Genomic DNA, 24803 nt, shown 5'->3' with positions numbered 1-24803 from the left:
GCAACCCTCGGACGTGTCTTAAACGACTTGCATTCAGGTAACATCGGCCGCTTTGCATCTGGAAGCGACACGATGACGACCGTTTCGGCCACGCACGACCGCTGGATCTGGGCGACCGCTGCGGCCCTGCTTGCGGTCACCGCCACCCTGGAGTTGGTTGTGCCGCTGGGATACGCGGCCTGGCTGACGTACTTCCTGGGCATCGGTGTGACTGTGTTCCAGCGCCATGCGGGCCTGCCCCTGCTGGTCGCAGTCGTTGCCTGCGTGCTGCTTGCGGTCGGCTACAACATCGCCCCGGCAAGCAGCAACTCCGCGTTCTCCTACATCAACCGCACTATCGGTGGCGTCTGCTTCCTGACCATCGGCCTGATCGTCAACCGTGCGGTCGTGGCGCGGCTTGAAGCGCGGCGCGCGCTGTGGCTGCAGGAGAGCGAGAACCAGGTGGCGCTGAGTCTGCGCGGCGACCTGGGTCCGGAACAGATCGCCAATGCGGCCGCTGCCACGCTGGCGCGTCCGCTCCAGGTGCAGACGGCCGTGGTGTACCGCCTGGAGGGCAACCGGCTGCACCTGACCGGCGGCTACGCGGCGCCCACCGGGCTGCCGGCCACGCTCGGCCTGGACGACGGCCAGCTCGGACAGGTGGTGCGTGATGGCAAGGTCCGCCACCTGGTGGGCGGCGACGATGCGCTGCTGCGTGTGAGCTCCAGCCTTGGCGAGACCGTGGTGCGCGAGCGGGTGCTGGCGCCGGTCACCATCGATGGTCAGGTGATCGGGGTGTTGGAGCTGGGCCGGACCACACCCGGGACGATGCCGGCGCTGGATGCTGAACTGCTGCTGCGCACCGCTGATACCATCGGCATGGCGCTGCGTGCGGCGCTGCTGCGCGCGCGCCTGGCCGAGCTGCTGGAGGAATCGCAGCGGCAGGGTGAAGAGCTCCAGGCGCAGCAGGAAGAGCTGCGCGTGGCCAATGAGGAGCTGGAGGAGCAGAGTCGCAGCCTTCTGCATTCGCAGACCAATCTCGAGCAGCAGCAGGCGGAGATGGAGCAGACCAACGTTGCGCTGGAAGAACGCACCCACGAGCTGGAGCGCCAGAAGCAGGCCCTGCTGGTGGCCCAGGCGCAGCTGGTGCGCAATTCCAACGAGCTGGCGGCCGCTTCGCACTACAAGTCCGAGTTCCTGGCCAACATGTCGCACGAACTGCGTACGCCGCTCAACAGTTCGCTGATCCTGGCCAAGCTGCTGGCTGACAACAAGGAGGGCGTGCTGACCGACGAACAGGTGAAGTACGCGCAGGCGATCCTGTCTTCGAACAACGACCTGCTTGCGCTGATCAACGACATCCTCGACCTGGCGCGGATCGAGGCCGGCCACGTCGAGCTGGCCGATGAAGTGGTGGTGGTGGACGGTGCGTTGCAGCGCCTGCGCGAGACGTTCGAGCCGCTGGCGCGCGAGAAGGGCCTGGCACTCGAGCTGACGGCCGGGGAGGGCGCGCCCAGCCAGCTGGTGGCCGACAGCCAGCGCCTGCAGCAGATCCTGAAGAACCTGCTGGCCAATGCCCTGAAATTCACCGAGCACGGTTCGGTGTCGCTGCGGGTGGAAGCCAGCGGCCGTGACCGCGTGCGCTTCGTGGTGCGCGACACCGGGATCGGCATCGCCAGCGAGCAGCTCGATGCCATCTTCGAAGCGTTCCGCCAGGCCGATGGCAGCACGCGCCGCCGCTACGGGGGTACCGGGCTGGGCCTGTCCATCTCGCGCGATCTGGCCACCCGGATGGGCGGGGACATCCAGGTGCACAGCGACGTGGGACAGGGCAGTACCTTCACTCTGGAACTGCCGCTCAACGGCGCGCCGGAACAGTCCGCCACGGCGAGTGCGCACGCCGCGCCAGCGCCTGCGCAGCGCTCTGCCGTGGCTGCCACCACGCCGCCTGCGGTGGCCCCTGCCACTGTGGGTACCGCGCACGCCGAGCCTGTCCCGGTGGCGGCGGCGCCGGTCGTGCGGCAGGCCGGCAGCGGACCACGGGCCGACCGGCTGATCCTGGCAGTGGAGGACGACCCGGTGTTCGCCGAGGCGCTGGTCAGCCTGGCCTCCGAACTTGATTTCGACTGCGTGGTCGCGACTACGGCGGAAGATGCCCTGACCATGGCCCGCGAGCTGCGGCCCAGTGGCGTGCTGCTGGATCTGGGCCTGCCCGATGTGTCCGGCCTGAGCGTGCTGGAACGGCTCAAGCGTGATCCCAAGACGCGCCATATCCCCGTGCACGTGGTGTCCGGCATGGAGCGCAGCCAGGTCGCGCTGGAGCTCGGTGCGATCGGTTATGTGATCAAGCCGGCCACCCGCGAACGCCTGGCCGAGGCCATCCACCAACTGGAAAAGACCAGCCAGCGCGACATGCGCCGCCTGCTGATCGTCGAGGACGACAGCGAACTGCGCGGCAACCTGGAGCTGCTGCTCGGCCGCGACCAGCTGGAAATCACCGCCGTGGGCACCGTGGCCGACGCGCTGCAGCAGCTGGGCAGCGCCACCTTCGACTGCATGGTGATGGACCTGGCGCTGCCGGATGGCACCGGCTATGACCTGCTCGAGCGCATGGCCGGCAACGATGCGGTCGGCTTCCCGCCGGTCATCGTGTACACCGGCCGCGTGCTCGGTCGCGAGGAGGAGCAGCGCCTGCGCCGTTACTCCAAGAGCATCATCATCAAGGGCGCACGCTCGCCCGAGCGCCTGCTCGATGAAGTCACTCTGTTCCTGCACAGCGTGGAAGCCAACCTGCCCAGTGACCAGCAGCGCCTGCTGCGCGAGGCTCGGCGCCGCGATTCGGTGCTCGACGGGCGCACCGTGCTGCTGGCCGAAGACGATGTGCGCAACATCTTCGCGCTCTCCAGCGTGCTGGAGCCGCTCGGGGTGAAGCTGGAGATCGCGCGCAACGGCCGCGAGGCGGTGGACCGGCTGGCCGAGCTGGACGTGGACCTGGTGCTCATGGACATCATGATGCCGGAGATGGATGGTCTGACCGCGATGCGTGAGATCCGCTCGCAGCGCCGCCTGCAGAACCTGCCGATCATCGCGCTGACCGCCAAGGCGATGCCGGATGACCGCGAGCGCTGCCTGCAGGCCGGCGCGAATGATTACATCGCCAAGCCCATCGACGTGGACAAGCTGGTCTCGCTGTGCCGGGTGTGGTGCTCGCGGCAATGATGGAGCAGGAGCTGTTCGACCTGGAACTGCGGGTGCTGGTGGAAGCCATCTACCAGCGTTACCACTACGACTTCCGCAATTACGCGGTCTCCTCGCTGCGCCGGCGGATGGGCCAGGCGATGCAGCGGTTCGACTGCACGCGCCTGAGCGACCTGCAGCATCGCCTGCTGCACGAGCCGGAGCTGTTCGCGCAGGCGATGCAGTTCTTCACTGTGCAGGTCTCGGAGATGTTCCGTGACCCGTCCTATTTCAGTGCGTTGCGCCAGCATGCGGTGCCCGTGCTGCGCACCTATCCGTCGTTCAAGCTCTGGGTGGCCGGTTGCAGCACCGGTGAGGAAGTGTGGTCGCTGGCGATACTGCTGCACGAGGAAGGACTGCTGGACCGCGCGATCATCTACGCCACCGACATCAACCCCTCCGCACTGGCGGTGGCCGAGGCCGGCACCTATGGCATCGACCGCATCGCGCAGTTCAGCCGCAATTACCTGCAGGCCGGCGGCCACGGCTCGCTGTCGGACTACTACACCACCGGGTACGACGGGGCGGTGTTCGACCGCCGCCTGCGCAAGGGCATGGTCTTCGCCGACCACAGCCTGGCCACCGACCACGTGTTTTCCGAGGTGCACCTGGTCTCCTGCCGCAACGTGCTGATCTACTTCAACCGATCCCTGCAGGATCGCGCCGTGGGCCTGTTCCGTGAGGCGCTCGTGCACCGCGGCTTCCTCGGTCTGGGCAGCAAGGAGTCGCTGCAGTTCGGCGAACACGGGGCGGCGTTCGAGGCCTGTGCCCGCGAACAACGCCTGTACCGGAAGGTGATGTGATGAGCACACTTCGCGCGCCCGATGTGGTGGTGATGGGCGCTTCGGCCGGGGGCGTGTCGGCGCTGCAGCAGGTGCTCGGCGCCCTGCCGGCCACCTGGTCGATCCCCGTGCTGGTAGTGCTGCACCTGCCGCGTGATCGCCCGAGCCGCATCGCTGAACTGCTGGACCCGGGCTGCGCACTGCTGGTGCGCGAAGCCGAGGACAAGCAACCGCTCGAGCCTGGAACGGTGACGTTCGCACCGCCGGATTACCACCTGCTGGTGGAGGACCGGAGCACCGTGGCCCTGTCCGTGGACGAGCCGGTGATGTTCTCGCGCCCTGCCATCGATCCGCTGTTCGAATCGGCGGCGGCGGCCTTCGGTGAAGGCGTGCTGGCGATCCTGCTGACCGGTGCCAGCAGCGATGGAAGCCAGGGCGTGGCGGCGGTCCGCGCTGCGGGCGGGCAGGCCTGGCTGCAATGTCCCGATGAAGCCGAAGCGTCGCTCATGCCCGCTTCGGCATTGAAACTGGCTGGCGCCGATGCGGTGCTGACCCTGTCGTTGATCTGCGATCGCCTGAAGGATTTCACATGAACCTGCTCCCACCCACAGCGACCGCCGACGAGGCGCCCGTGTCGCTGCTGATCGTGGACGATGTGCCGCAGAACCTGGTGGCGATGGAGGCGCTGTTGCGCCGCGACGGCCTGCGCATCCTGTGCGCGGCGTCCGGCAACGAGGCGCTGGAGCTGCTGCTGGAACACGATGTGGCGCTGGCCCTGCTCGATGTGCAGATGCCGGAGATGGACGGTTTCACCCTGGCCGAGCTGATGCGCGGCTCGCAGCGCAGCCGCCACGTGCCGATCATCTTCCTCACCGCCTCGCCGCAGGACCCGGTGCGTTCCTTCAAAGGCTACGAGACCGGCGCGGTGGATTTCCTGCACAAGCCGGTGGAGCCGCAGGTGATCCTCGGCAAGGTCAGTGTGTTCATCGAGCTCTACCAGCAGAAGCTGCTGCTGAAGGCCCGCAATGAGGCACTGGAGCGGGCGCTGACCCTGAATGAAACCATGGTGGCGGTGCTGACGCACGATCTGCGCACGCCGCTCTCCTCGATCCTGCTCTGCGCCGACAAGCTGTCGCTGGACGTGCCTGAAGAGGCCGGTGCCCAGCAGACCCTGCGGCACCTGGAATCGAGCGCACTGCGCATGGCCAGGATGGTCGAGCAGCTGCTGGATTTCTCGCGCATCCGCTCCGGTGGCCTGCGCCTGCAGACGCGCCCGTGCGATGCCAGCACGGTCGTGGCCCAGGTGGTGGAGGAGGTTCGGCAGGGTCAGGCCGAGGCCCGCATCGAGGTGACCTGCGAAGGCGACATGCGTGTGGACGGTGATGCCGATCGCCTGGCCCAGGTGGTATCCAACCTGCTGGGCAATGCGTTCACCCACGGCGGCCAGGCACCGGTCCAGGTCCAGCTCGAAGGCGGCGACCCCACCCGGCTGGTGTTACGGGTGCGCAATGCCGGACAGATCGGCGAAGCGCTGTTGCCGCGGCTGTTCGAGCCCTTCAAGGCCAGCTTCCATTACAGCAAGGGGCTGGGGCTGGGCCTGTACATCGCCGATCAGTTCGTGCGGGCACATGGCGGTACGCTGCATGCGCGCAATGAGGCCGGTGAGGTCGTGTTCGAAGCCTCGCTGCCACGCCGAAGCTGAATTCTTCAGCTTCAGGGTGGTGATTCTGTTCGGGTTTTGGCAACGTCCTGTTACGGTGTGCCTTCACACCGTAAAGGATGCTCCATGTCCCTGCGCGCCATTGCCTACATCAGCGAGGCAGCGCCTGAAATGCCGCACCACCGCCTGGATGCCATCGTGGAAGACGCCGCGCGGTTCAACCGGGTAGCCGGCGTTACCGGCGTCCTGCTGTATGACGGCGCCCGATTCCTGCAGTACGTGGAAGGCCCCGAGGACGGCATCGCGTCCGTCTACGAGCGCATTGTTCAAGCCTCCGGTCATTCGTCGATGACCCGCTTGGCCGGTGGCAGCGTACCGGCGCGTTACTTTCCCTATTGGTCGATGCGATGGCTGCCGAGCCTGCAGACTGAACTGGACCAGTTGGCTCACAGCGACTGGGCCGGCTTCGCGCGCACGCTCGACGATACCGTCAACGGCACGCGCGCCAGCGGCATCGCGCTGCTCGAAGAAATGGTGCAGCCGCTGGTGCAGGTCGGCTGATCCCGGACCGCCGGCGCCGCCTGCGGCAACCGTCCCTGGCACCGCCGATGCGCGCTCACGGTCTTGCCGGTGCTGGCAGCGACGAGCACACTTTGCCGATGCACGCTCCCCGCTTTCACCTGCGCAGCTACGCGGCCTCCGCCGGTGGCGATCGCCATCGGTTCGCTCAGTGGGTGCTGCCGCTGACGGGCGAGATCGAGTTCGAGCTGGACGGGCAGGGCGCACGCCTGGGCTGCATGCAGGGCGCGTTCGTGGCGCCGGGCGAGTTTCATGACCAGGTGGGCGACGGGCCCAACCGGCACCTGATCATCGACTGCGACTGGTCCTGGTTCGACGACGACACGCTGCACGCCCTGCGTGCGCAGCGATGGCTGGCGCTTCCGGGCGCGCTGCGCGCAGCACTCGCAACAATCGAAGGCCGCGACCCCACGCACCTTGTGCCACTGCTCATGCGCGCCTTTGCGCGTACAGGCAGCGGGACGCGCCTGCACGCACTGTGCATGGAACTGCAGCATTCGCCGGGCGATGACTGGCCGGTGGAGCGCATGGCCGCGTGGGCAGGGCTGAGCAGCAGCCATCTGCATGCGGTGTTCGTGCGCGAGTATGGCCTGCCACCACAGGCCTGGCTGGCCGAACTGCGGCTGCGCTGGGCCCGGCACCTGCTGCGCACCACCGCGCTGCCGATCACCGCCATCGCGCACGCGGCCGGTTACTCCGAGCAGAGTGCATTGACCCGGGCGATGCGCCGCCACGCCGGCACCACGCCGGCCGCGTGGCGACGGCAGCCATAGCCCCGGTCAAGACGCCCGGCAGGCGGCGCCCTACACTCCGCACCCTGGAATGGAGGTGGAGGAATTCGGATGCGTCATGCGATGCGACGGGGCATGGTCAACGGTGTGGCAGCCGGGGCGCTTTGGGGCGTGGTCTTCCTGGCGCCAGCGGTACTGATCGCCTTCACTGCGGTCCAGCTCTCGGCTGGCCGTTACCTGTTCTATGGGGCCATCGCGCTGGCCCTGCTGGCGCCGCGCTGGCGGGCGCTCGCGCCGCGCCTGGGTGCGGCCGAGTGGCGGGGCCTGGTCTGGCTGAGCCTGGCTGGCAACCTGGTGTACTTCCTGCTGCTGGCCACCGCCGTGCAGTGGGCAGGAGGCGCAGCGGCTTCATTGATCGTCGGCCTGGTGCCGGTGGTGGTCACGCTGGTCGGCGCACGCGCCGTGGGCGCCGTGCCATTGCGCCGCTTGGCGCCCTCGCTGCTGCTGTGCCTGTGTGGCGTGGTGCTGGTCGGCTACGAAGCGCTGCTGTCCGAAGCCATCGCCACTCCGTGGCGCCAGCGTGCACTGGGCCTGCTGTGCGCACTCGGCGCGCTGCTCTCCTGGGCAGCGTATTCGGTGGGCAACAGCCGCTGGCTGGCGCGGCGTCCGGATCTTTCCGCGCATGACTGGTCACTGCTGACCGGGGTGGTCACCGGCGCGCTGGCCCTGTTGCTGGTGCCAGCGGCTTTCCTGCTGCCCGCGGCCGAGCACCCGCCGGCGCAGTGGGCCTTGTTCTGGGGCATCAGCGCGGGTGTGGCCGTGGTCGCCTCGCTGGTTGGCAATGCCTGCTGGAACCGGGCGAGCCGGCTGCTGCCGTTGACCCTGACCGCGCAGATGATCGTGTTCGAAACGCTGTTCGCACTCGCGTATGGATTCGCCTGGCAGCGGCGCTGGCCGACGCTGCTGGAAGCCATCGCCATCGTCTTCCTGGTCGCAGGCGTGCTGCTCTGTGCCCGCGCACATCGCGCGCCGGCCGCGGTGGCCGAGCACGCCGGATGATCGGCACCGTGCGGCCGCAGGTTTGGCTGCACGTGCATCGCCTGCACCGGCCAGGGCGTGCAAGCCTTGTCGCAGGCCCTTGGTCACCGATGCAACTTGTTCCGCGGTGCCTGCCGCGCCGTCGCGGCCTTGCACTTCTGCAGCACAGCCCTTGACAGCTCCGTGCGCGGCATAGTTTTCTTGGGCCATGCATTCCGCCGCCGCCCTTGCCCGACGTTCCCGTGCCGCCCGAGGCGGTGGACCGCGTGCGGCTGCCATTGCCACCACGAACACCACCATTACCACCGGTACCCGTCCGGTGCGGTCCGTCGTCTTCGCGTAACTCACGAAAACCACGGCCCCGCACCGGAACAGGTGGCGGGGCAACTCACCATCGATCCGCTGCGGGGCCTCCATCGAGGTCACCATGTCCAGCGTCGCCGCAGAAAACAACGAAGTTTCCCAAGCCTGCTTGCCCGAGCCGTCGCCGCGCGTGGTGGTGCACAAGTTCGGCGGTACCTCCGTCGCTGACGCCGAGCGCTACCGCCACGTCGCCACGTTGCTGATGGACCGGCCCGAGCCGGTGCAGGTCACGGTGGTCTCGGCAATGAAAGGGGTCACCGATGCGCTGATCGACCTGGCGCGCCAGGCGGCAGTCGACGCGCCGGCGTGGCGTGATGCGTGGCATGGCCTGCGTGCCCGCCATCGCGGCGCTGCGGTGGCACTGATGGCGGAGCATGCCGGCGCCAGCGTGGAATGGATCGACGGCCGATTCGAGGAACTGATGCAGGTCCTCGGCGCACTGGCGGTGATCGGGGAACTGCCGCAGGAAGTCCTTGAGCGGGTGCAGGGACTGGGCGAGGTCTGTTCGGCGCACCTGCTCGGCGAGCACCTGCGTGCACGGGGCGAGCCGTGCGCGGTGCTGGATGCGCGCGAGGTGCTGGTGGTGGACCACGGCGAACTGGGGGTGGACGTGGACTGGGAAGCCAGTGCGGCGCGGCTGCAGGCGTGGCGCGTGCGCAATCCGCAGCCGCGCGTGGTGGTCACCGGCTTTGTGGCACGCGACCGCCAGGACCGCATCACCACGTTGGGGCGCAATGGCAGTGATTACTCCGGCGCGATCTTCGCCGCGTTGTTCAATGCTGATGAACTGCAGATCTGGACGGACGTGGACGGCGTGCTCTCGGCCGATCCGCGATTGGTCCCTGAAGCGGTGCAGCTGGCTGCGCTGAGTTACGACGAGGCGTGCGAACTGGCCTACTTCGGCGCGCGCGTGGTGCATCCGCAGACCATGTCACCGGCGATCAGGCGTGGCTTGCCGATCCTCATCCGCAACACATTCCAGCCTGACAATCCGGGCACCCGCATCAGTGCGGGAAGCACCATCCGCGGGCCGATCAAGGGCCTGACATTGAGCGCGGGCCTGGCGGTGCTGAACCTGGAAGGCACCGGCCTGATCGGCGTGCCCGGCACCGCCGAGCGGGTGTTCTCCGCACTGCGGCAGGCGCATGTCTCGGTGGTGATGATCTCGCAGGGGTCCTCCGAGCATTCGATCTGCTGCGTGGTGCGTGGCGGTGATGCACGGCGCGCGCGCGAGGCCCTGCTGCAGGGCTTCGCGCATGAGCTGGCGGCCGGACAGGTGCAGCGCGTGCAGGTGCGCGAAGGGGTCAGCGTGCTGGCGGCAGTCGGTGATGGAATGGCGGGCCAGCCCGGCGTGGCCGCGCGCCTGTTCGAATCGCTGGGGCGTGCGCAGGTCAACATTCTCGCCATCGCGCAGGGCTCTTCGGAGCGCAACATCTCGGTAGCCGTCGACAGTGCCGACGCCACCCGCGCACTGCGTGCCGCGCATGCCGGTTTCTGGCTCTCGCCGCAGACCTTCGCCGTCGGCGTGATCGGGCCCGGCAACGTGGGGGCCGCGCTGCTGGACCAGCTGCAGGCCGCGCAGCCACACCTGCTGGAGAAGGCCAACATCGACCTGCGCCTGTGTGCCATCGCCTCGCGCGGTGGCATGCACCTGGCGCCGCGCGCGCTGCAGCAGCCATGGCGGGACGCGATGGACGGCCCACGCGCCGGGTTGGACCTGGACCAGTTCGCCGCGCATCTGCTCGGCGCGCACCTGCCGCACGCGGTGATCATCGACTGCAGCGCCAGCGCGCAGGTGGCCGACTGTTACCCGCAGTGGCTGGCTGCAGGCATCCATGTGGTGACGCCCAACAAGCAGGCCGGGGCCGGGCCGCTGGACCGCTACCAGCGCATACGGGCGGCGGCCGCTGCCAGCGGTGCGCGGTTCCGTTATGAAGCGACGGTGGGTGCGGGCCTGCCGGTGATCACCACGCTGCGCGATCTGGTCGACACCGGCGATGACGTGGTGAGCATCGAAGGCGTCTTCTCGGGCACGCTGGCGTGGCTGTTCAATCGTTTCGACGGTACCCGGCCGTTCTCCGCCCTGGTGGCGCAGGCGCGCGCGATGGGCTACACCGAGCCGGATCCACGTGATGACCTGTCCGGGATGGACGTCGCGCGCAAGCTGGTCATCCTGGCCCGTGAGGCGGGTCGTGAGCTGAGCCTGGAGCAGGTGCACGTGGCCAGCCTGGTGCCGGAGGCCCTGCAGGCGCTGGACGTGGAGGACTTCATGCATCGGCTCGCCGACGTCGATGCGGTGCTGCTCGAGCAGTTGCAGCAGGCGCGGGCGCGCGGGGGGGTGTTGCGGTACGTGGCTGCCTTGTCCGAGACGGGGGCGACGGTCGGGCTGGTGGAGGTTCCGGCGGGGCATGCCTTTGCCAACCTGCGCCTGACCGACAACGTGGTGCAGTTCCGTACGCGCCGCTACTGCGACAACCCGCTGGTGGTGCAGGGGCCCGGCGCGGGTCCGGAGGTGACCGCTGCAGGGGTGTTCGCCGATCTGCTGCGGGTGGCCGCTGGCGAAGGCGCGCGCCTGTGATCGCGCGGGCCTTTTCACCGGCTTCGGTCGGCAACGTGGCGGTGGGGTTCGACATCCTTGGCCATGCCCTGTCCGGCGTCGGCGATACGGTGACCGTGCGCCGTATCGAGACGCCGCAGGTGCGCATCGACGCCATCCGCGGCGCAGTCACCGCCTTGCCGCGCGATCCGGCGGGCAATACCGCAGGCGCTGCATTGATGGCGCTGCGCACGGCCCTGGGGCTGCCCTATGGCTTTGCGCTTGAGATCGACAAGGGCATCGCGCTGGGCTCGGGCATGGGCGGTTCGGCCGCCTCCTGCGTGGCCGCGCTGGTAGCCGCCAACGCGCTGCTGGAGGCACCGCTGGCACGTGAGGCGCTGTATCCGTTCGCGCTGGAAGGCGAAGTGGTGGCCAGCGGCGGCCGGCATGGTGACAACCTCGGCCCGATGCTGTTGGGCGGCCTGGTGCTCAGCACCGCTGACCGCCTGGTACGCATCCCGGTGCCGGCGCAATGGCACAGCCTGTTGGTGCACCCGGATGCGGTGCTCGAGACGCGGCGCGCGCGGCAGGTGCTGCAGGGCGATTATGCGCTGGCACCGATCGTGACCCAGAGCGCGAACCTTGCGCTGGTACTTGCCGGGTGTTTCCAGGGCGATCCAGCGCTGGTGCGCGCGGGTCTGCGCGACGTGCTGGTCGAACCACGCCGGGCGCCCCTGATCGCAGGCTTCGCGGCCGCCCAGCAGGCCGCGCTGTCTGCTGGCGCGATGGGAGCCAGCATCTCGGGTGCAGGCCCCAGCGTGTTTGCGTGGTTCGAGGACCGTGCGAGCGCGGACGCGGCCGCCGCGCCGGTGCGCGCTGCATTCGCTGCGGCCGGCCATGACAGCCAGGCCTGGGTTTCTTCGCTGGCGGCGCCCGGGGCGGTGCTGCTGTGAGCCATTCCTTCCAACAGGATTCCGTGATGCGCTTTGTTTCCACCCGCGGCCAGTCTGCCGCCACCTCGCTCAGCGCGGCCATCGCCGCTGGCCTGGCACCCGATGGCGGGCTCTACGTGCCCCAGACCCTGCCAGCAGCGCGGCGCTGGCAGGCCATGCCAACGCTCGCCCAGACCGCGGCCCAGGTCCTTGCACCGTTTTTCGAAGGCGACGTGCTGGCCCCCGCCTTGCCGGCGCTCTGCGCCGAGGCGTTCGATTTCCCGGTGCCGCTGCGCCCGCTGGCGCGTCAGGGCGACCATGTGCTGGAGCTGTTCCACGGACCGACAGCCGCGTTCAAGGATATCGGCGCGCGGTTTCTCGCCGCGACGCTGGCACGGCGCGCCCCGCGCGGCCCGGCAGGCCAGCCGCACCGGCCGCTGACGATCCTGGTGGCGACCTCGGGCGATACCGGCGCAGCGGTGGCGGCGGCGTTCCACGGGCAGCCCGGACTGCGCGTGGTGGTGCTGTACCCGGATGGACGGGTGTCGCCCAGGCAGGCCCACCAGCTGGGCTGCTTCTGCGGCAACGTGCAGGCGCTGCGCGTGGACGGCAGCTTCGACGACTGCCAGGCGCTGGTGAAGCAGGCATTGGCAGACGAGGCGTTGCAGCGGGAGGCGCCGATGAGCTCGGCCAACAGCATCAGTCTGGGCCGTCTGCTGCCCCAGATGAGCTACTACGCACACGCGGCGCTGCTGCACGAACAGGCCGGGCGGGCGCCGCTGAACCTGGTCGTGCCTACCGGCAACCTGGGCAATGCGATGGCCGCCCTCCTGGCTCGCGCGATCGGGTTGCCCATCGGCCGCATCGTGCTGTCCACCAATGCCAACGATGTACTGCCGCGCTACTTCGCCGGCCAGGACTACGTGAAGCAGGGCAGCGTGGCGACCATCGCCAACGCCATGGATGTCGGGGCACCGAGCAATTTCGAACGGTTGCGCTGGTTGTTCGCCCATGACGATGCGGCCCTGCGCGCCAGCATCGAGGCCCATGCAGTGGATGACGCGGCGATCCGTTCGACGATCGCCGCCACGTTCGCGCGCGATGGCCACGTCATCTGCCCGCACACCGCGACGGCCGTCTGCGTGCTCGAACGGCTGCGCGGCCAGGGTGAAGGGGGCGACTGGGCCGTAATGGCCACCGCGCATCCGGCCAAATTCGAAGCGGTGGTGGAGCCCCTGGTAGGACGATCGGTCGCGGTACCGCCGGCGCTCGATGCCCTCCTGCAGCGCCCGGCGCATGCCGAGCCGATGGCCGCCCACTACAGTGCGCTGACCGAGGTGCTGCTGCGCACGCCGTGAGCGCGGGGTCAGCCGCCCGCGTCGGCCAGGTGCCGTAGCGCGGGCTCGTCGAGGATCTCGACCACGTTCAGGTGGGGCAGGGCGATCAGGTCCTGCTGGCGCAGCCGGGTGAAGGTGCGGCTGACCGTTTCCATGGTCAGCCCGAGGTGGTCGGCGATGTCGCCACGTCCCATCGGCAGCGTGACGCGCAGGGCGTTGCCACCGAGCCGTGCCTCGCGTTCGGCCAGGCGCAGCAGGAAATCCGCCACTTTCTCGGGTGGCTGCAGGCGTGCCAATGCCATTGCCGCGTCGTGCGCGGCGTCCAGCTCCTGGCAGGCGCGCTGCAGCAGCTTGCGTTCCAGGTGCGGGTAGCGCGTGCGCAGTTCACGCATGTGCGCCACCGAGACCCGGCATACCCGGCTGTCGGCGAGGGCTTCCACGTCGTAACGGTGCAGGTCGCTGCCGCTCAGCCCGAGATAATCGCCGGGCAGCACGAACCCGCTGATCTGGCGGCGGCCGTCGGCGAGCGTGCGCACCAGGCGCAACGCACCCTGGGTGAGCGTGTACACATGCAACCGGGGCTCACCCGCCCGTGCCAGCGTGGCGCCCATGGCAGCCTGCTGTGACACCGTCACCGCCTCCAGGGCCTGGCCTTCCTCCGGCGACAGCGCCGAGCACACAGCCAGGTGCCGCACCGCGCAGTGCGCGCAGTCCAGGGTCGAGCAGGCGGAGGAGGAAGGGGCCTCGGCGGTGCCGAGTGGGGGCCGTGACATGTCTGCAGCCGGGGAGGGGAAAGGTCCAGCGCCCTATGATACGCCATGCGCGACAACGGCCCCGGGCGCGGCCCGCCCAGCGCGCGCAGCGGGTGCGGACCGGCAAAGCCTTCGCGCCAGCCGCTACAATGATGCCCCTCAGCCCTTCCCCCGTTTTCTGCAGGAGCCCCACGTGATCAAGCCCCGTACGCCGCCCGGCATCATGGAACTGCTGCCGCGCGAGCAGATCGCGTTCCAGCGCATGCTGGACGTCATCCGCCGCAACTACGAGCGGTTCGGGTTTCTGCCGGTGGAGACGCCTGTCTTCGAGCTGTCCGACGTGCTGCTGACCAAATCCGGCGGCGAAACCGAACGCCAGGTGTATTTCGTGCAGTCCACCGGCGCGCTGGCCAACGCCGCGCAGGCCGGCGACACCTCGCTGCCGGAGCTGGCGCTTCGTTTCGACCTGACCGTGCCGCTGGCCCGCTACGTGGCCGAACACGAGCACGAGCTGACGTTCCCGTTCCGCCGTTACCAGATGCAGCGGGTATACCGCGGCGAACGTGCCCAGCGTGGCCGCTTCCGCGAGTTCTACCAGTGCGATATCGATGTGATCGGCAAGGACACGCTGAGCGTGAGGTACGACGCCGAGGTTCTGGCGGTGATCCATGCGGTGTTTGCCGAGTTGCAGATCGGCCAGTTCAGCATCCAGCTGAACAACCGCAAGCTGCTGCGCGGCTTCTTCGAGATGCTTGGTGTGGCCGAAGGCGAGCAGCAGCTGGCCGTGCTGCGAGAAGTGGACAAGCTGGACAAACGCGGTGCCGACCATGTGCGGCAGACGCTGGTGGGTGAGGGCTTTGGCATTCCCGCCGCGCAGGTGGAACGGATCCTCGCCTTCGTGGCGGTGCGCTCGCAGGGCCATGCGGATGCGCTGGCCCAGCTTCACGCCCTGGAACAGGATGCGGCCGCCACGGCGACCCTGCGTGCCGGCGTGGCCGAACTGCGCGAAGTGCTCGGCCTGGTCAAGGCGCTGGGTGTTCCGGAGTCGGCGTACTGCCTGAACTTCTCCATCGCGCGCGGCCTGGACTACTACACCGGAACGGTCTACGAGACGGTGCTGACCGATCATCCGCAGATCGGCTCGATCTGCTCCGGTGGCCGTTACGAAGACCTCGCCAGCCACTACAGCAAGTCGAAACTGCCCGGCGTGGGCATTTCCATCGGCCTGACCCGCTTGTTCTGGCAGCTGCGCGAAGCCGGGCTCATCGCGGGCATCGAAGCCAGCAGCGTGCATGCGCTGGTGGCCCTGATGGACGAAGACGGACTGGCGGACTCGCTGGAGATCGCCCGCCGCCTGCGCGTTGGGGGAATCAACGCAGAGGTGCAGATGGAGCCGAAGAAGATCGGCAAGCAGTTCCAGTACGCGGCCAAGGCCGGCATCCGTTTCGTGGTGCTGGCCGGCGAGGACGAGCGCGCGCGCGGTGTGCTGGCGGTTAAGGATCTTGTGCGCGAGCAGCAGTTCGAGGTGGACCGCGAGGACCTGGCCAGCACGCTGCTGGTCGAGCTGGAGCAGGCCCGCGTGATGGCCTGATCTGTGCCGCGCCGCGCGGGCCTTCGCCCGCCCCGGTTGATGCCACGCCCACCGCTTGCGGTGGGCGTTTTTGTCTGTGGGGTTCAAGGACAGGCGGGGAGAGGACAGCGGTTGACCGGGCACCCATTCGGTATTAATGTATTAGCACGCTATTACATTGTTACTGACCTAATCCGCCATGAAAGCCCGCAGCACTCCCGCCGAGAAAGACACCCACGCCGATCTCATGGCGCTTGCCGCCGCGTTCGCCGCACTGGGTGATCCGGGGGACGTCACGGCCTTCCTGCGTGACCTGTGCACGCCTGCGGAGCTGGAAGCGCTGTCTGATCGCTGGAAGGTCGTCCCGTTGCTGCGCGAGGGCGTGCCTTACCGTGAAATCCATGAGCGCACCGGGGTCAGCGTGACCACGACCGGACGCGTTGCCCGCAGTCTCGAGCATGGCCATCGCGGCTATGCCATCGCAGCGGCGCGGGTTGCCGCCGCAGCTTCGACCTGATCTGAACTTCCGAGAATCCCCCATGAGCATCCTCCAGGCAGCACCGGCACGTGACCGGCTGCGTATTGCCATCCAGAAGAACGGCCGCTTGGCCGAGCCCGCGCGCGCGCTGCTGAGCGCCTGTGGCCTGAGCTGGCGCGAGAGCCGCGACAAACTGTTCTGTTACGGCGAAACGCTGCCGGTGGACCTGCTGCTGGTCCGTGACGACGATATCCCGGGCCTGATCGCCGACGGCGTGTGCGACCTGGGCATCGTTGGCCGCAATGAACTGGACGAGCAGGACGCCGCGCGTCGGCTTGGCGGCAAGGCGTCGGCGTTCAAGGCGTTGCGCGGGCTCGGCTTCGGTGCCTGCCGGCTGATGCTCGCCGTACCGGAGGAATGGGACTGGCAGGGCCCGGCGCAGGTCGCCGGCACGCGTATCGCCACCAGTTACCCGGCCATCCTCAAGGACTGGCTGCAGCGGCAGGGCGTGGACGCGCAGGTGGTCGAGCTGTCCGGTTCGGTCGAGATCGCGCCGCGCCTGGGCACGGCCGAACTGATCTGTGATCTGGTGTCCAGCGGTGCGACGTTGCGCGCCAACCAGCTCAAGCCGGTGGAAACGCTGCTGGACAGCGAAGCCGTGCTGGCCGGGCCGGTGCGCATGCCCGACGATGCGCGCACCGGCCTGATGAACATGCTGCTGCGCCGCCTGGACGGCGTGGTGCAGGTGCAGGACCGCAAGCTGCTGATGTTCCGCGCGGCCGAGGAGCGCGTGCCGGAGCTGGCACGCCTGCTGTCCGATGCCGAGCCGCTGGTGCGCCTGCCCGCCGATGGCGGTGCGTTGCGGTTGCAGACGATGTGTCCGGGGCCACTGACGTGGCAGCGGCTCGAGGACCTGGAGCGCGCTGGTGCCCAGGGGTTGATGGTATTGAGCGTGGAAAGGTCGCTGGCATGAATCGTCTGATGTGGTCCGAACTTGATGAAGTGGCGCGCGCCGAGGCCCTGCAGCGTCCGGTGCAGAGCGTCGCCGCGCAGACCCGGCAGGCCGTGGCCGGGGTCATCGCGCAGGTGCGCGAGGGTGGCGATGAAGCCCTGCGCGCGCTGACCGCACGCTTCGACGCGGTGCAGCTTGATGAGCTGGAAGTCAGCGACGCGGAGTTCGCGGCGGCCGAGCAGGCCGTCGTGCCGGAACTGCGCCAGGCGATGGCGGAGGCCGTCGCGCGGCTCACCCGCTTCCACGAAGCCGGGATGGGCCGTGGTTACAGCGTGGAAACCGCGCCCGGCGTGGTCTGCGAACGCATGGTGCGGCCGATCGGCCGTGTGGGCCTGTACGTGCCCGCCGGCAGCGCACCGCTGCCTTCCACGGCGCTGATGCTGGGCGTGCCGGCCGGCCTGGCGGGGTGCCCGCAGGTGGTGATGTGCACGCCACCGCGCGCCGATGGCAGTGCGGACCCTGCGGTACTGGTCGCCGCACGCCTGACCGGCGTGCAGCGCGTGTTCAAGCTCGGCGGAGCCCAGGCCATCGCTGCCATGGCCTACGGCACGGCCAGCGTGCCGGCCTGCGACAAGTTGTTCGGGCCGGGCAACAGCTTCGTCACCGAAGCCAAGCAGCAGGTCGCGCAGGACGGCGTTGCCGCCATCGACATGCCGGCCGGCCCCTCGGAAGTGCTGGTCATTGCCGATGCCGGCGCCAACCCGGTCTTCGTCGCCGCGGATCTGCTGTCCCAGGCCGAGCATGGGCCGGATTCGCAGGTGCTGCTGCTCACCGACGATGCGGCCCTGCTGGCTGCCGTGGAAGGGGAGGTGGAGCGCCAGGTTGCGCTGCTGCCGCGGCAGGAGATCGCCCGGCAGGCGCTGTCGGCCTCGCGGCTGATCCAGGTGGATCGCCTGCAGGACGCGTTCGCGATCAGCAACCGTTATGCGCCCGAGCACCTGATCCTGGCCCTGCGCGAACCGCGCCTGTGGCTGGACCAGGTGCAGGCGGCCGGCTCGGTGTTCCTTGGCGATTACACGCCCGAAGCGCTCGGCGACTACTGCAGTGGCACCAACCACGTTCTGCCGACCGCCGGTGCAGCGCGCGCGTACAGCGGGGTGAGCGTGGGCAGCTTCCAGAACCTGATCAGCGTGCAGAGCGCAACCCCGGCCGGCCTGCTGGCGATCGGCGGGTGCGCGCGCATTCTCGCCAGTGCCGAAGGCCTGGACGCGCATGAGCGCGCCGTGGCCGTGCGCATGGAGGCGGCATGAGCGCCGATTCCGTGGCCGCGGTGCTGGACCTGCTGCGGCCGGACCTGCGGGCTTTCGCCGGGTACAGTTCGGCGCGCAGCAGCGCCGTGCAGGGGGATGTCTGGCTCAACGCGAACGAGTCGTCGTGGCCTAACGCAGCCGATGCCGAAGGCCGCAGCCGACGTTACCCGGACCCGCAGCCAGCCGCACTGCGCGAGGCGTTGGCCGCACTCTACGCCGTGGCGCCCGATCAGGTGCTGATCGGGCGGGGCAGCGATGAGGGCATCGACCTGCTGGTGCGGGCGTTCTGCCGACCCGGCGTGGATGCCATCGTGGTCACCCCGCCGGTGTTCGGCATGTATGCGGTGTGCGCCCGCCTGCAGGGCGCGACCCTGCGCGAGGTGCCGCTGCAGGACGGTGTGGACGGCCTGCGCGTGGATATCGACGCGGTGATCCAGGCCGCGCGTGAAAGCGCTGCGCGCCTGGTCTTCCTGTGTTCGCCGTCCAATCCCGCGGGCAGCGAGATCGCCCTGGCTGACATCGAGCGCGTGGCCCAGGCACTTGCCAGCCAGGCACTGGTGGTCGTCGACGAAGCCTATATCGAGTACAGCGAACAGCGCTCGGCAACCCAGCTGCTGGCCGACCATCCCAACATCGCCGTGCTGCGCACGCTGTCGAAGGCGCACGCCCTGGCGGCCGCGCGCATCGGTTCGCTGCTGGCCGCGCCGCCGGTCATCGCCGCACTGCGCCGCTGCCAGGCCCCGTACCCGGTGCCACAGCCGTGCGCGGACCTGGCGCTGGCCGCGTTGCAGCCGGCGGCGCTGGCCCAGACGGCCCAGCGCGTGGCGCAGGTCAAGCAGGCGCGCGCGCAGCTGTTGAGCATGCTGCAGGCGTTGCCGGAGGTCGTCAGGGTGTACCCCTCGGCCGGAAACTACCTGCTGGTCCGCTTCACCGATGCCCAGGCGGCCTTCGACGCGTTGCTCGCCGCCGGCGTGGTGGTGCGCGACCAGCGTGCGGCGCCGCAGCTCGGCGACGCCCTTCGCATCAGCATCGGCAGTGCCGAGGAGAATCAACGCGTGATGGCTGCCCTGTCCAACCGGAGCGTTGCCGCATGACGCCCATCCTGTTCATCGACCGCGACGGCACGCTCATCGAAGAGCCGGCCGACCACCAGATCGATGCCTACGAAAAGCTGCGCTTCGTGCCCGACGCGATTCCGGCACTGCTCAGGCTGCGCGATGCGGGCTGGCAGTTCGTCATCGTGTCCAACCAGGATGGGCTGGGCAGTGAGGCCTATCCGCAGGCTGTGTTCGACGCGCCGCATGCCCTGATGATGCACGTGTTCCAGAGCCAGGGCATCGTATTCCGTGACGTGCTGATCGACCGCAGCTGGCCGCACGAGAACCTGCCCACGCGCAAGCCGGGCATCGGCCTGATGACGGCCTACCTGCAGGACCGGAGCATCGACTGGGCGCGTTCGGCGATGGTCGGTGACCGGCCCACCGACATCCAGTTCGCCGACAACCTCAACATCCGTGGTTTCCAGCTGCGCACGGCCGAGTTCGGCGGCCAGTGGGACTGGCCGGGCATCGCGCACGCGCTGGTGGACGCGCCACGGACCGCCGTGGTCCAGCGCAACACGCGTGAGACGCGCATCCGCGTCGAGCTGGACCTGGATGCGAGTGCCGAGCCCTCCATCCATACCGGCCTGCCGTTCTTCGACCACATGCTGGAGCAGATCGGCAAGCACGGCGGCATCGCGGTGCGCATCCAGGCCGAGGGTGACCTGCACATCGACGAACACCACACCATCGAAGACACCGGGCTCGCGCTGGGCCAGGCGCTGCGTGAAGCGCTGGGCGACAAGCGCGGCATCGGCCGCTACGGCTTCACGCTGCCGATGGACGAGGCGCTGGCCAGCGCCGCGCTGGATTTCAGTGGCCGACCGTATTTCGTGTTCGACGGTGAATTCAAGCGCGAACGGGTAGGCGACATGCCGACCGAGCTGGTCCCGCATTTCTTCAGGTCGCTGTGCGATGCCGCTGGGCTGAACCTCAACCTGCAGGTGCGCGGCGACAACGATCACCACAAGGTGGAGGCGTGCTTCAAGGTGCTGGCGCGTGCACTGCGCATGGCGGTGGCCAGGCAGGGCACCGAGCTGCCCAGCACGAAGGGGGCGCTGTGACCGACGTTGCGTTGATCGATGCCGGCGGCGCGAACTTTGGTTCGGTGCGGTATGCGCTGGAGCGGCTGGGCGCCGAGGTGCGGCTGGTGCGCGATGCGGCGGGTCTGGAGGGTGCGCGCCGGGTGATCCTGCCTGGCGTCGGCGCTGCCGGCCCGGCCACGCAACGCCTGCATGCGCAGGGGCTGTACGAGCCGCTGCGCAAACTGGACGTGCCACTGCTCGGCATCTGCCTGGGCATGCAGCTGCTGTTCGAGCGCTGCGAAGAGGGTGACGTGGAGACCCTCGGGCTGATTCCCGGCACGGTGCGCCGGCTGGTGCCGGCCACCGGTATCCGCGTGCCGCACATGGGCTGGAACCGCCTGCTGCCGCTGCGTGCGTCACCGCTGCTGCGCGACATTCCCGAGCGGTCCAGCGCGTACTTCGTGCACAGCTATGCGGCACCCCTGAACGCCCATACCGTCGCAGCGTGTGATCACGGTGGGCTGTTCAGCGCCGTGGTGCAGCATGGCCGCTGCTTCGGCGCCCAATACCACCCTGAGCGTTCCGGTGACACCGGCGCGCTGTTGTTGCGCAACTTCCTGCAGGACACCGCCGCATGAGTTTCACCGTCTATCCCGCTCTCGATATCCGCGAAGGCCGCGTAGTGCGCCTGCGCCAGGGCGACTATGCCCAGGAAACCCGCTACGGCGATGACCCGCTGCCGCGTGCACTGGCCTTCGCCGCGCAGGGGGCGCAGTGGATGCACCTGGTGGACCTCGACGCCGCGCGTGCCGGTGGCTACACCCTCGCGCCCCTGCTGGCGCAGATCCGCGCGCAGACCGGGCTGCAGGTGCAGACCGGCGGTGGCGTGCGCGGCCGCGAAGATGTGGCGCGCATGCTCGACGCGGGCGCCAGCCGCGTGGTGGTGGGATCGCTGGCCGTGCGCGAGCCGGACCGCGTGAGCGGCTGGCTGCGGGAGTTCGGTGCCGAGCGCATCACCGTTGCACTGGACGCGCGCCAGGACGATGACGGCCAGTGGCAGCTGCCGATCCACGGCTGGACCGAAACCGCAGGCGTCACCCTGGAGGTGCTGGCCCGGCAGTACGCGGCCGCCGGCATGCGGCATCTGCTGTGCACGGACATCGCCCGCGACGGCATGCTCGCCGGGCCGAACCTCGCGCTCTACGCGCACCTGGCGCAGCAGCTGCCCGGCGTTGCGATCCAGGCCTCCGGCGGCATCCGCGATGCAGCCGACGTCGCCGCCGCGCGCGCGGCCGGCTGCAGTGGTGCCGTGCTGGGCAAGGCCCTGCTGGAGCAGCGCATGGACCTGGCCGGGGCGCTGGCATGCTGAGCCGACGCATCATTCCGTGCCTGGACGTGCGCGATGGCCGCGTGGTCAAGGGCGTGCGATTCCGCGACCACGTCGACATGGGGGACATCGCCGAACTGGCCCTGCGCTACCGCGAACAGGGCGCCGACGAACTGGTGTTCTACGATATCGGTGCGAGCCCGGATGGGCGCAGCGTGGACGTGGCGTGGATCGAGCGCATCGCGCGCCTGCTGGACATCCCCTTCTGCGTGGCCGGAGGCATCGACAGCGTGGACACCGCGCGCCGTGTGCTGCATGCCGGCGCCGACAAGATCTCGATCAACTCACCCGCGCTCGGGCGCCCGGCGTTGATCAGCGAGCTTGCTGCGGAGTTCGGCGTGCAATGCGTGGTGGTGGGCATCGACTCGGTCCGCGAGGCGGACGGCGAGTGGCGGGTGCGGCGCTTCACCGGCGACCCGGCCAAGACCCAGGCGGTAGCGCGGCGGACCCTGGACTGGATACGCGAGGTGCAGCAGCTCGGCGCTGGCGAGATCGTGCTCAACTGCATGGACAGCGATGGCGTGCGTCGCGGGTTTGATGTCGCGCAGCTGCGCCAGGCGCGCGCGCTGTGCAGCGTGCCGCTGATCGCATCCGGCGGCGCCGGCCTTCCCGAGCATTTCGCCCAGGTGTTCGACCAGGCCGACGTGGACGGGGCGCTCGCCGCCAGCGTGTTCCACAGCGGTGCGATCCGCATTCCGGACCTGAAGCGCTACCTGCGCGACCAACAGATCGAGGTACGAGATGTCTATTGAGGTTTTCCCCGCGCCCGCGGCGCTGGCCACGCTGGACTGGCGCAAGGGCGATGGACTGCTGCCGGCCATCGTGCAGGATGCCGATACGCTGCAGGTCCTGATGCTGGGCTATGTCAACGCCGAAGCACTGGAGGTCACCCTCGCGACCGGCCACATGACCTTCCACAGCCGCAGCCGCGAGCGCCTGTGGACCAAGGGGGAGCAGTCCGGCAACGTGCTGGTGGTGCGTTCCATCGCCGTGGACTGCGATGCCGATACGTTGCTGGTGCGCGCCCGGCCGGCCGGCCCGACCTGCCACACCGGCGCCGAAAGCTGCTTTGCGCAGGCACCGAAGGATTTCCTCGGCCAGCTCGACAGGCTTGTCGCCGAACGTGACGCCACCCGGCCCGAGGGCAGCTACACGACCTCCCTGTTCGAAGGTGGCGTGCGCCGGATCGCGCAGAAGGTCGGCGAGGAGGGCGTGGAAACGGCGCTGGCCGCGGTGGCGCAGGGCGATGAGGAACTGCTTGGCGAAGCCTCGGACCTGATCTTCCATCTGCTGGTCCTGCTGCGCGCGCGCGGCCTGGGCCTGGCCGATGTCCGCAGGCTGCTGGAATCGCGCCACCGCTGAAGCACCGGCATGCCACACTATGCCGCCTTCCATCCGCGAGCCCGTCCGATGAAACTGCCTGCCGCGTGGCTGTGCTGCCTGCTGTCCACCGCCCTGCCTGCAGCGGCGGCGACGGTGAGTGGTACCGTCTACCAGGAACGCGATGGCCGACCGGGCCGTGGCCCCACCGATCCCGGTCTGGGCGGTGTACAGGTATCCAACGGCCGCGATATCGTGCGCACCAGCGCCGACGGACGCTACCGCCTCACGGTGGAGGCCGGCGACACGGTGTTCGTGATCAAGCCCAGCGATTACCGCGCCACGGTCGGGCAGGACGGCTTGCCGATGTTCTGGCGGCACTATCATCCGCAAGGCTCCGGTGCGCTGAAGTATCGCGGCATCGCGCCGACCACGACGCCGCTGGCGGCCTACGATTTCCCGCTGGTGGCCGACCGCCGGGACGCGGGAAAGGGCTTTGAGATGCTGGTCTTCGCCGACTCGCAGACCGGCAATGCGCGCGAGGTCGGCTGGTATGACCAGGCCATCGTGCAGCCGCTGGTGGGCCGCACGCGTGCGCGCCTGGGCACCACGCTTGGCGATGTCGTCAACGATGACCTCTCCCTCTATCCGTTGATCAACAAGGTCACCACGCAGCTGGGCGTGCCGTGGTTCCATGTGCCGGGCAACCACGATCTGGATTTCGACGCGCCCGATGATGCACGCTCGGTGGACACCTGGCGCGCGGCGTACGGGCCGGATACCTACGCGGTGGAGGAGGGCGGGGCGAGTTTCGTGTTCCTGGACGATGTGGTGTACCAGCCCGATGCCACGCCGAAGTACATCGGCGGCCTGCGCGAGGACCAGTTCCAGTTCCTGCGTCACTACCTGCAGGGCCTGCGCCGCGACCGCCTACTGGTGCTGTCGATGCACATTCCGCTGTTCGATGCGGCGCCCGGGCGCGAGACGTTCCGGCATGCCGACCGTTCGCGCCTGTTCGCCCTGCTCAAGGACTTCAGCAACGTGCTGGTGTTGAGTGGACACAGCCACACCCAGCAGCACTACCACCACGGCGCGGCCGAGGGCTGGACGGGCGTGCGGCCGTTGCATGAGTACAACGTCGGGGCCAACTGCGGGGCGTTCTGGTCCGGCGTGGCCGGCGATGACGGCGTGCCGGTGAGCACGATGAGCGATGGCACGCCGAAGGGATACGCCCTGCTCGATGTGGCCGGCAACGGCAGCTACACGCTGCATTATCGCGTGGCCGGCGCATCGCCGAAGGCGCAGATCGGCCTGCATGCGCCGAAGGTGCTGCGTCAGGGCGCCTACCCGGCGTGGGGCGTGTTCGCCAATGTGTACATGGGCCAGGATGCAACCGTGGTCGAGTATCGGGTCGATGGCGGGGCCTGGCAGCCGATGAAGCAGGTCCGCCAGCCCGATCCGCGGCTGCTGGTGGAGAACGCGGCCGATGACCTGGCCCAGGCGCTGCGCAGCTTCGACCGGTCGCCGGAAGCCACGGCCTCGCCGCACCTGTGGCGGGGTGCGCTGCCGACCGACCTGGCGGAAGGCGAACACAGCGTGGAGGTGCGCGCCACCCAGCCTGATGGCCAGGTGCACACCGCCTCCACCCGCTATGCCCTGCAGCACGCCGAGCCCTGAGAAAACGCTGCGCTGCTGTGCAGCGCGCTTTTGACCCTTGCAATCCAGTAGGCTGTCG

At 69.0% G+C, this 24803-nt stretch carries 22 protein-coding genes; 21 read left to right on the top strand and 1 reads right to left on the bottom strand.

Features of this window, described 5'->3' with window-relative positions; all coding sequences use genetic code 11:
* Nucleotides 1–72 precede the first annotated feature (72 nt).
* The 10 genes from FHY09_RS15690 to thrC all read left to right on the top strand — a co-directional run bounded on the left by FHY09_RS15690 (nt 73) and on the right by thrC (nt 13195).
* Complete coding sequence (locus FHY09_RS15690) at nt 73–3198, top strand: response regulator (RefSeq protein WP_166927846.1); 3126 nt, start codon at nt 73–75, stop codon at nt 3196–3198.
* Nucleotides 3171–4019, top strand: coding sequence for a CheR family methyltransferase (locus FHY09_RS15685; protein WP_456362841.1), 849 nt, complete (start codon nt 3171–3173; stop codon nt 4017–4019). The genes FHY09_RS15690 and FHY09_RS15685 overlap by 28 nt, the downstream gene beginning before the upstream one ends.
* Nucleotides 4019–4591, top strand: a complete 573-nt coding sequence (locus tag FHY09_RS15680) for a chemotaxis protein CheB (RefSeq protein WP_166927844.1) — start codon at nt 4019–4021, stop codon at nt 4589–4591. Before FHY09_RS15685 ends, FHY09_RS15680 begins: the two co-directional genes overlap by 1 nt.
* Nucleotides 4588–5700 (top strand): hybrid sensor histidine kinase/response regulator, encoded by a 1113-nt coding sequence (locus FHY09_RS15675; RefSeq protein WP_166927843.1) that lies wholly within the window; start codon nt 4588–4590, stop codon nt 5698–5700. The genes FHY09_RS15680 and FHY09_RS15675 overlap by 4 nt, the downstream gene beginning before the upstream one ends.
* 84 nt (nt 5701–5784) lie before the next feature.
* Entirely contained in the window at nt 5785–6219 is a 435-nt protein-coding gene (locus tag FHY09_RS15670; RefSeq protein ID WP_166927842.1) for a BLUF domain-containing protein, read from the top strand.
* Between the two features lie 98 nt (nt 6220–6317).
* Nucleotides 6318–7010: a helix-turn-helix domain-containing protein gene (locus FHY09_RS15665; RefSeq protein WP_166927841.1), complete on the top strand. Its 693-nt coding sequence runs from the start codon at nt 6318–6320 to the stop codon at nt 7008–7010.
* 69 nt (nt 7011–7079) lie between these two features.
* A complete protein-coding gene (locus FHY09_RS15660; protein WP_166927840.1) occupies nt 7080–8027 on the top strand; it encodes a DMT family transporter in 948 nt (315 codons plus the stop codon).
* A gap of 406 nt (nt 8028–8433) precedes the next feature.
* Nucleotides 8434–10947, top strand: a complete 2514-nt coding sequence (thrA, locus tag FHY09_RS15655) for a bifunctional aspartate kinase/homoserine dehydrogenase I (protein WP_166927839.1) — start codon at nt 8434–8436, stop codon at nt 10945–10947.
* Complete coding sequence (locus FHY09_RS15650; RefSeq protein WP_166927838.1) at nt 10944–11858, top strand: homoserine kinase; 915 nt, start codon at nt 10944–10946, stop codon at nt 11856–11858. Before thrA ends, FHY09_RS15650 begins: the two co-directional genes overlap by 4 nt.
* 26 nt (nt 11859–11884) lie before the next feature.
* Nucleotides 11885–13195 (top strand): threonine synthase, encoded by a 1311-nt coding sequence (thrC, locus tag FHY09_RS15645; RefSeq protein ID WP_166927837.1) that lies wholly within the window; start codon nt 11885–11887, stop codon nt 13193–13195.
* Nucleotides 13196–13203: 8 nt separating this feature from the next.
* Here the strand turns inward: thrC and FHY09_RS15640 are convergent, their stop codons facing one another.
* Complete coding sequence (locus tag FHY09_RS15640) at nt 13204–13947, bottom strand: helix-turn-helix domain-containing protein (protein WP_166927836.1); 744 nt, start codon at nt 13945–13947, stop codon at nt 13204–13206.
* Between the two features lie 172 nt (nt 13948–14119).
* On the opposite strand from FHY09_RS15640, the gene hisS reads away from it, so the two are divergent.
* The 11 genes from hisS to FHY09_RS15585 all read left to right on the top strand — a co-directional run bounded on the left by hisS (nt 14120) and on the right by FHY09_RS15585 (nt 24745).
* Nucleotides 14120–15517 carry a histidine--tRNA ligase gene (gene hisS, locus FHY09_RS15635; protein ID WP_166927835.1) on the top strand — a complete coding sequence of 466 codons (1398 nt, stop codon included), beginning with the start codon at nt 14120–14122 and terminating at the stop codon, nt 15515–15517.
* 178 nt (nt 15518–15695) lie between these two features.
* On the top strand, nt 15696–16013 hold the full coding sequence (locus FHY09_RS15630) for a YerC/YecD family TrpR-related protein (protein WP_166927834.1): 318 nt from the start codon (nt 15696–15698) through the stop codon (nt 16011–16013).
* A 22-nt stretch (nt 16014–16035) separates the two neighbouring features.
* Nucleotides 16036–16947 carry an ATP phosphoribosyltransferase gene (gene hisG / locus FHY09_RS15625; protein WP_166927833.1) on the top strand — a complete coding sequence of 304 codons (912 nt, stop codon included), beginning with the start codon at nt 16036–16038 and terminating at the stop codon, nt 16945–16947.
* A complete protein-coding gene (gene hisD / locus FHY09_RS15620; RefSeq protein WP_166927832.1) occupies nt 16944–18236 on the top strand; it encodes a histidinol dehydrogenase in 1293 nt (430 codons plus the stop codon). Before hisG ends, hisD begins: the two co-directional genes overlap by 4 nt.
* Nucleotides 18233–19330, top strand: coding sequence for a histidinol-phosphate transaminase (gene hisC / locus FHY09_RS15615; protein ID WP_166927831.1), 1098 nt, complete (start codon nt 18233–18235; stop codon nt 19328–19330). Before hisD ends, hisC begins: the two co-directional genes overlap by 4 nt.
* A complete protein-coding gene (gene hisB, locus FHY09_RS15610; RefSeq protein WP_166927830.1) occupies nt 19327–20400 on the top strand; it encodes a bifunctional histidinol-phosphatase/imidazoleglycerol-phosphate dehydratase HisB in 1074 nt (357 codons plus the stop codon). The genes hisC and hisB overlap by 4 nt, the downstream gene beginning before the upstream one ends.
* Nucleotides 20397–20999, top strand: a complete 603-nt coding sequence (hisH, locus tag FHY09_RS15605) for an imidazole glycerol phosphate synthase subunit HisH (protein WP_166927829.1) — start codon at nt 20397–20399, stop codon at nt 20997–20999. The genes hisB and hisH overlap by 4 nt, the downstream gene beginning before the upstream one ends.
* A complete protein-coding gene (gene hisA, locus FHY09_RS15600; protein ID WP_166927828.1) occupies nt 20996–21730 on the top strand; it encodes a 1-(5-phosphoribosyl)-5-[(5-phosphoribosylamino)methylideneamino]imidazole-4-carboxamide isomerase in 735 nt (244 codons plus the stop codon). Before hisH ends, hisA begins: the two co-directional genes overlap by 4 nt.
* Nucleotides 21724–22500 (top strand): imidazole glycerol phosphate synthase subunit HisF, encoded by a 777-nt coding sequence (gene hisF / locus FHY09_RS15595; RefSeq protein ID WP_166927827.1) that lies wholly within the window; start codon nt 21724–21726, stop codon nt 22498–22500. Before hisA ends, hisF begins: the two co-directional genes overlap by 7 nt.
* Nucleotides 22490–23110, top strand: coding sequence for a bifunctional phosphoribosyl-AMP cyclohydrolase/phosphoribosyl-ATP diphosphatase HisIE (gene hisIE, locus FHY09_RS15590; RefSeq protein ID WP_166927826.1), 621 nt, complete (start codon nt 22490–22492; stop codon nt 23108–23110). The genes hisF and hisIE overlap by 11 nt, the downstream gene beginning before the upstream one ends.
* Nucleotides 23111–23158: 48 nt before the next feature.
* Nucleotides 23159–24745, top strand: coding sequence for a calcineurin-like phosphoesterase family protein (locus FHY09_RS15585; RefSeq protein WP_166927825.1), 1587 nt, complete (start codon nt 23159–23161; stop codon nt 24743–24745).
* The last annotated feature ends 58 nt before the right edge of the window (nt 24746–24803 follow it).

Source organism: Xanthomonas sp. 60 (assembly GCF_011761925.1).
This window is presented reverse-complemented; position numbering and strand designations above follow the sequence as displayed.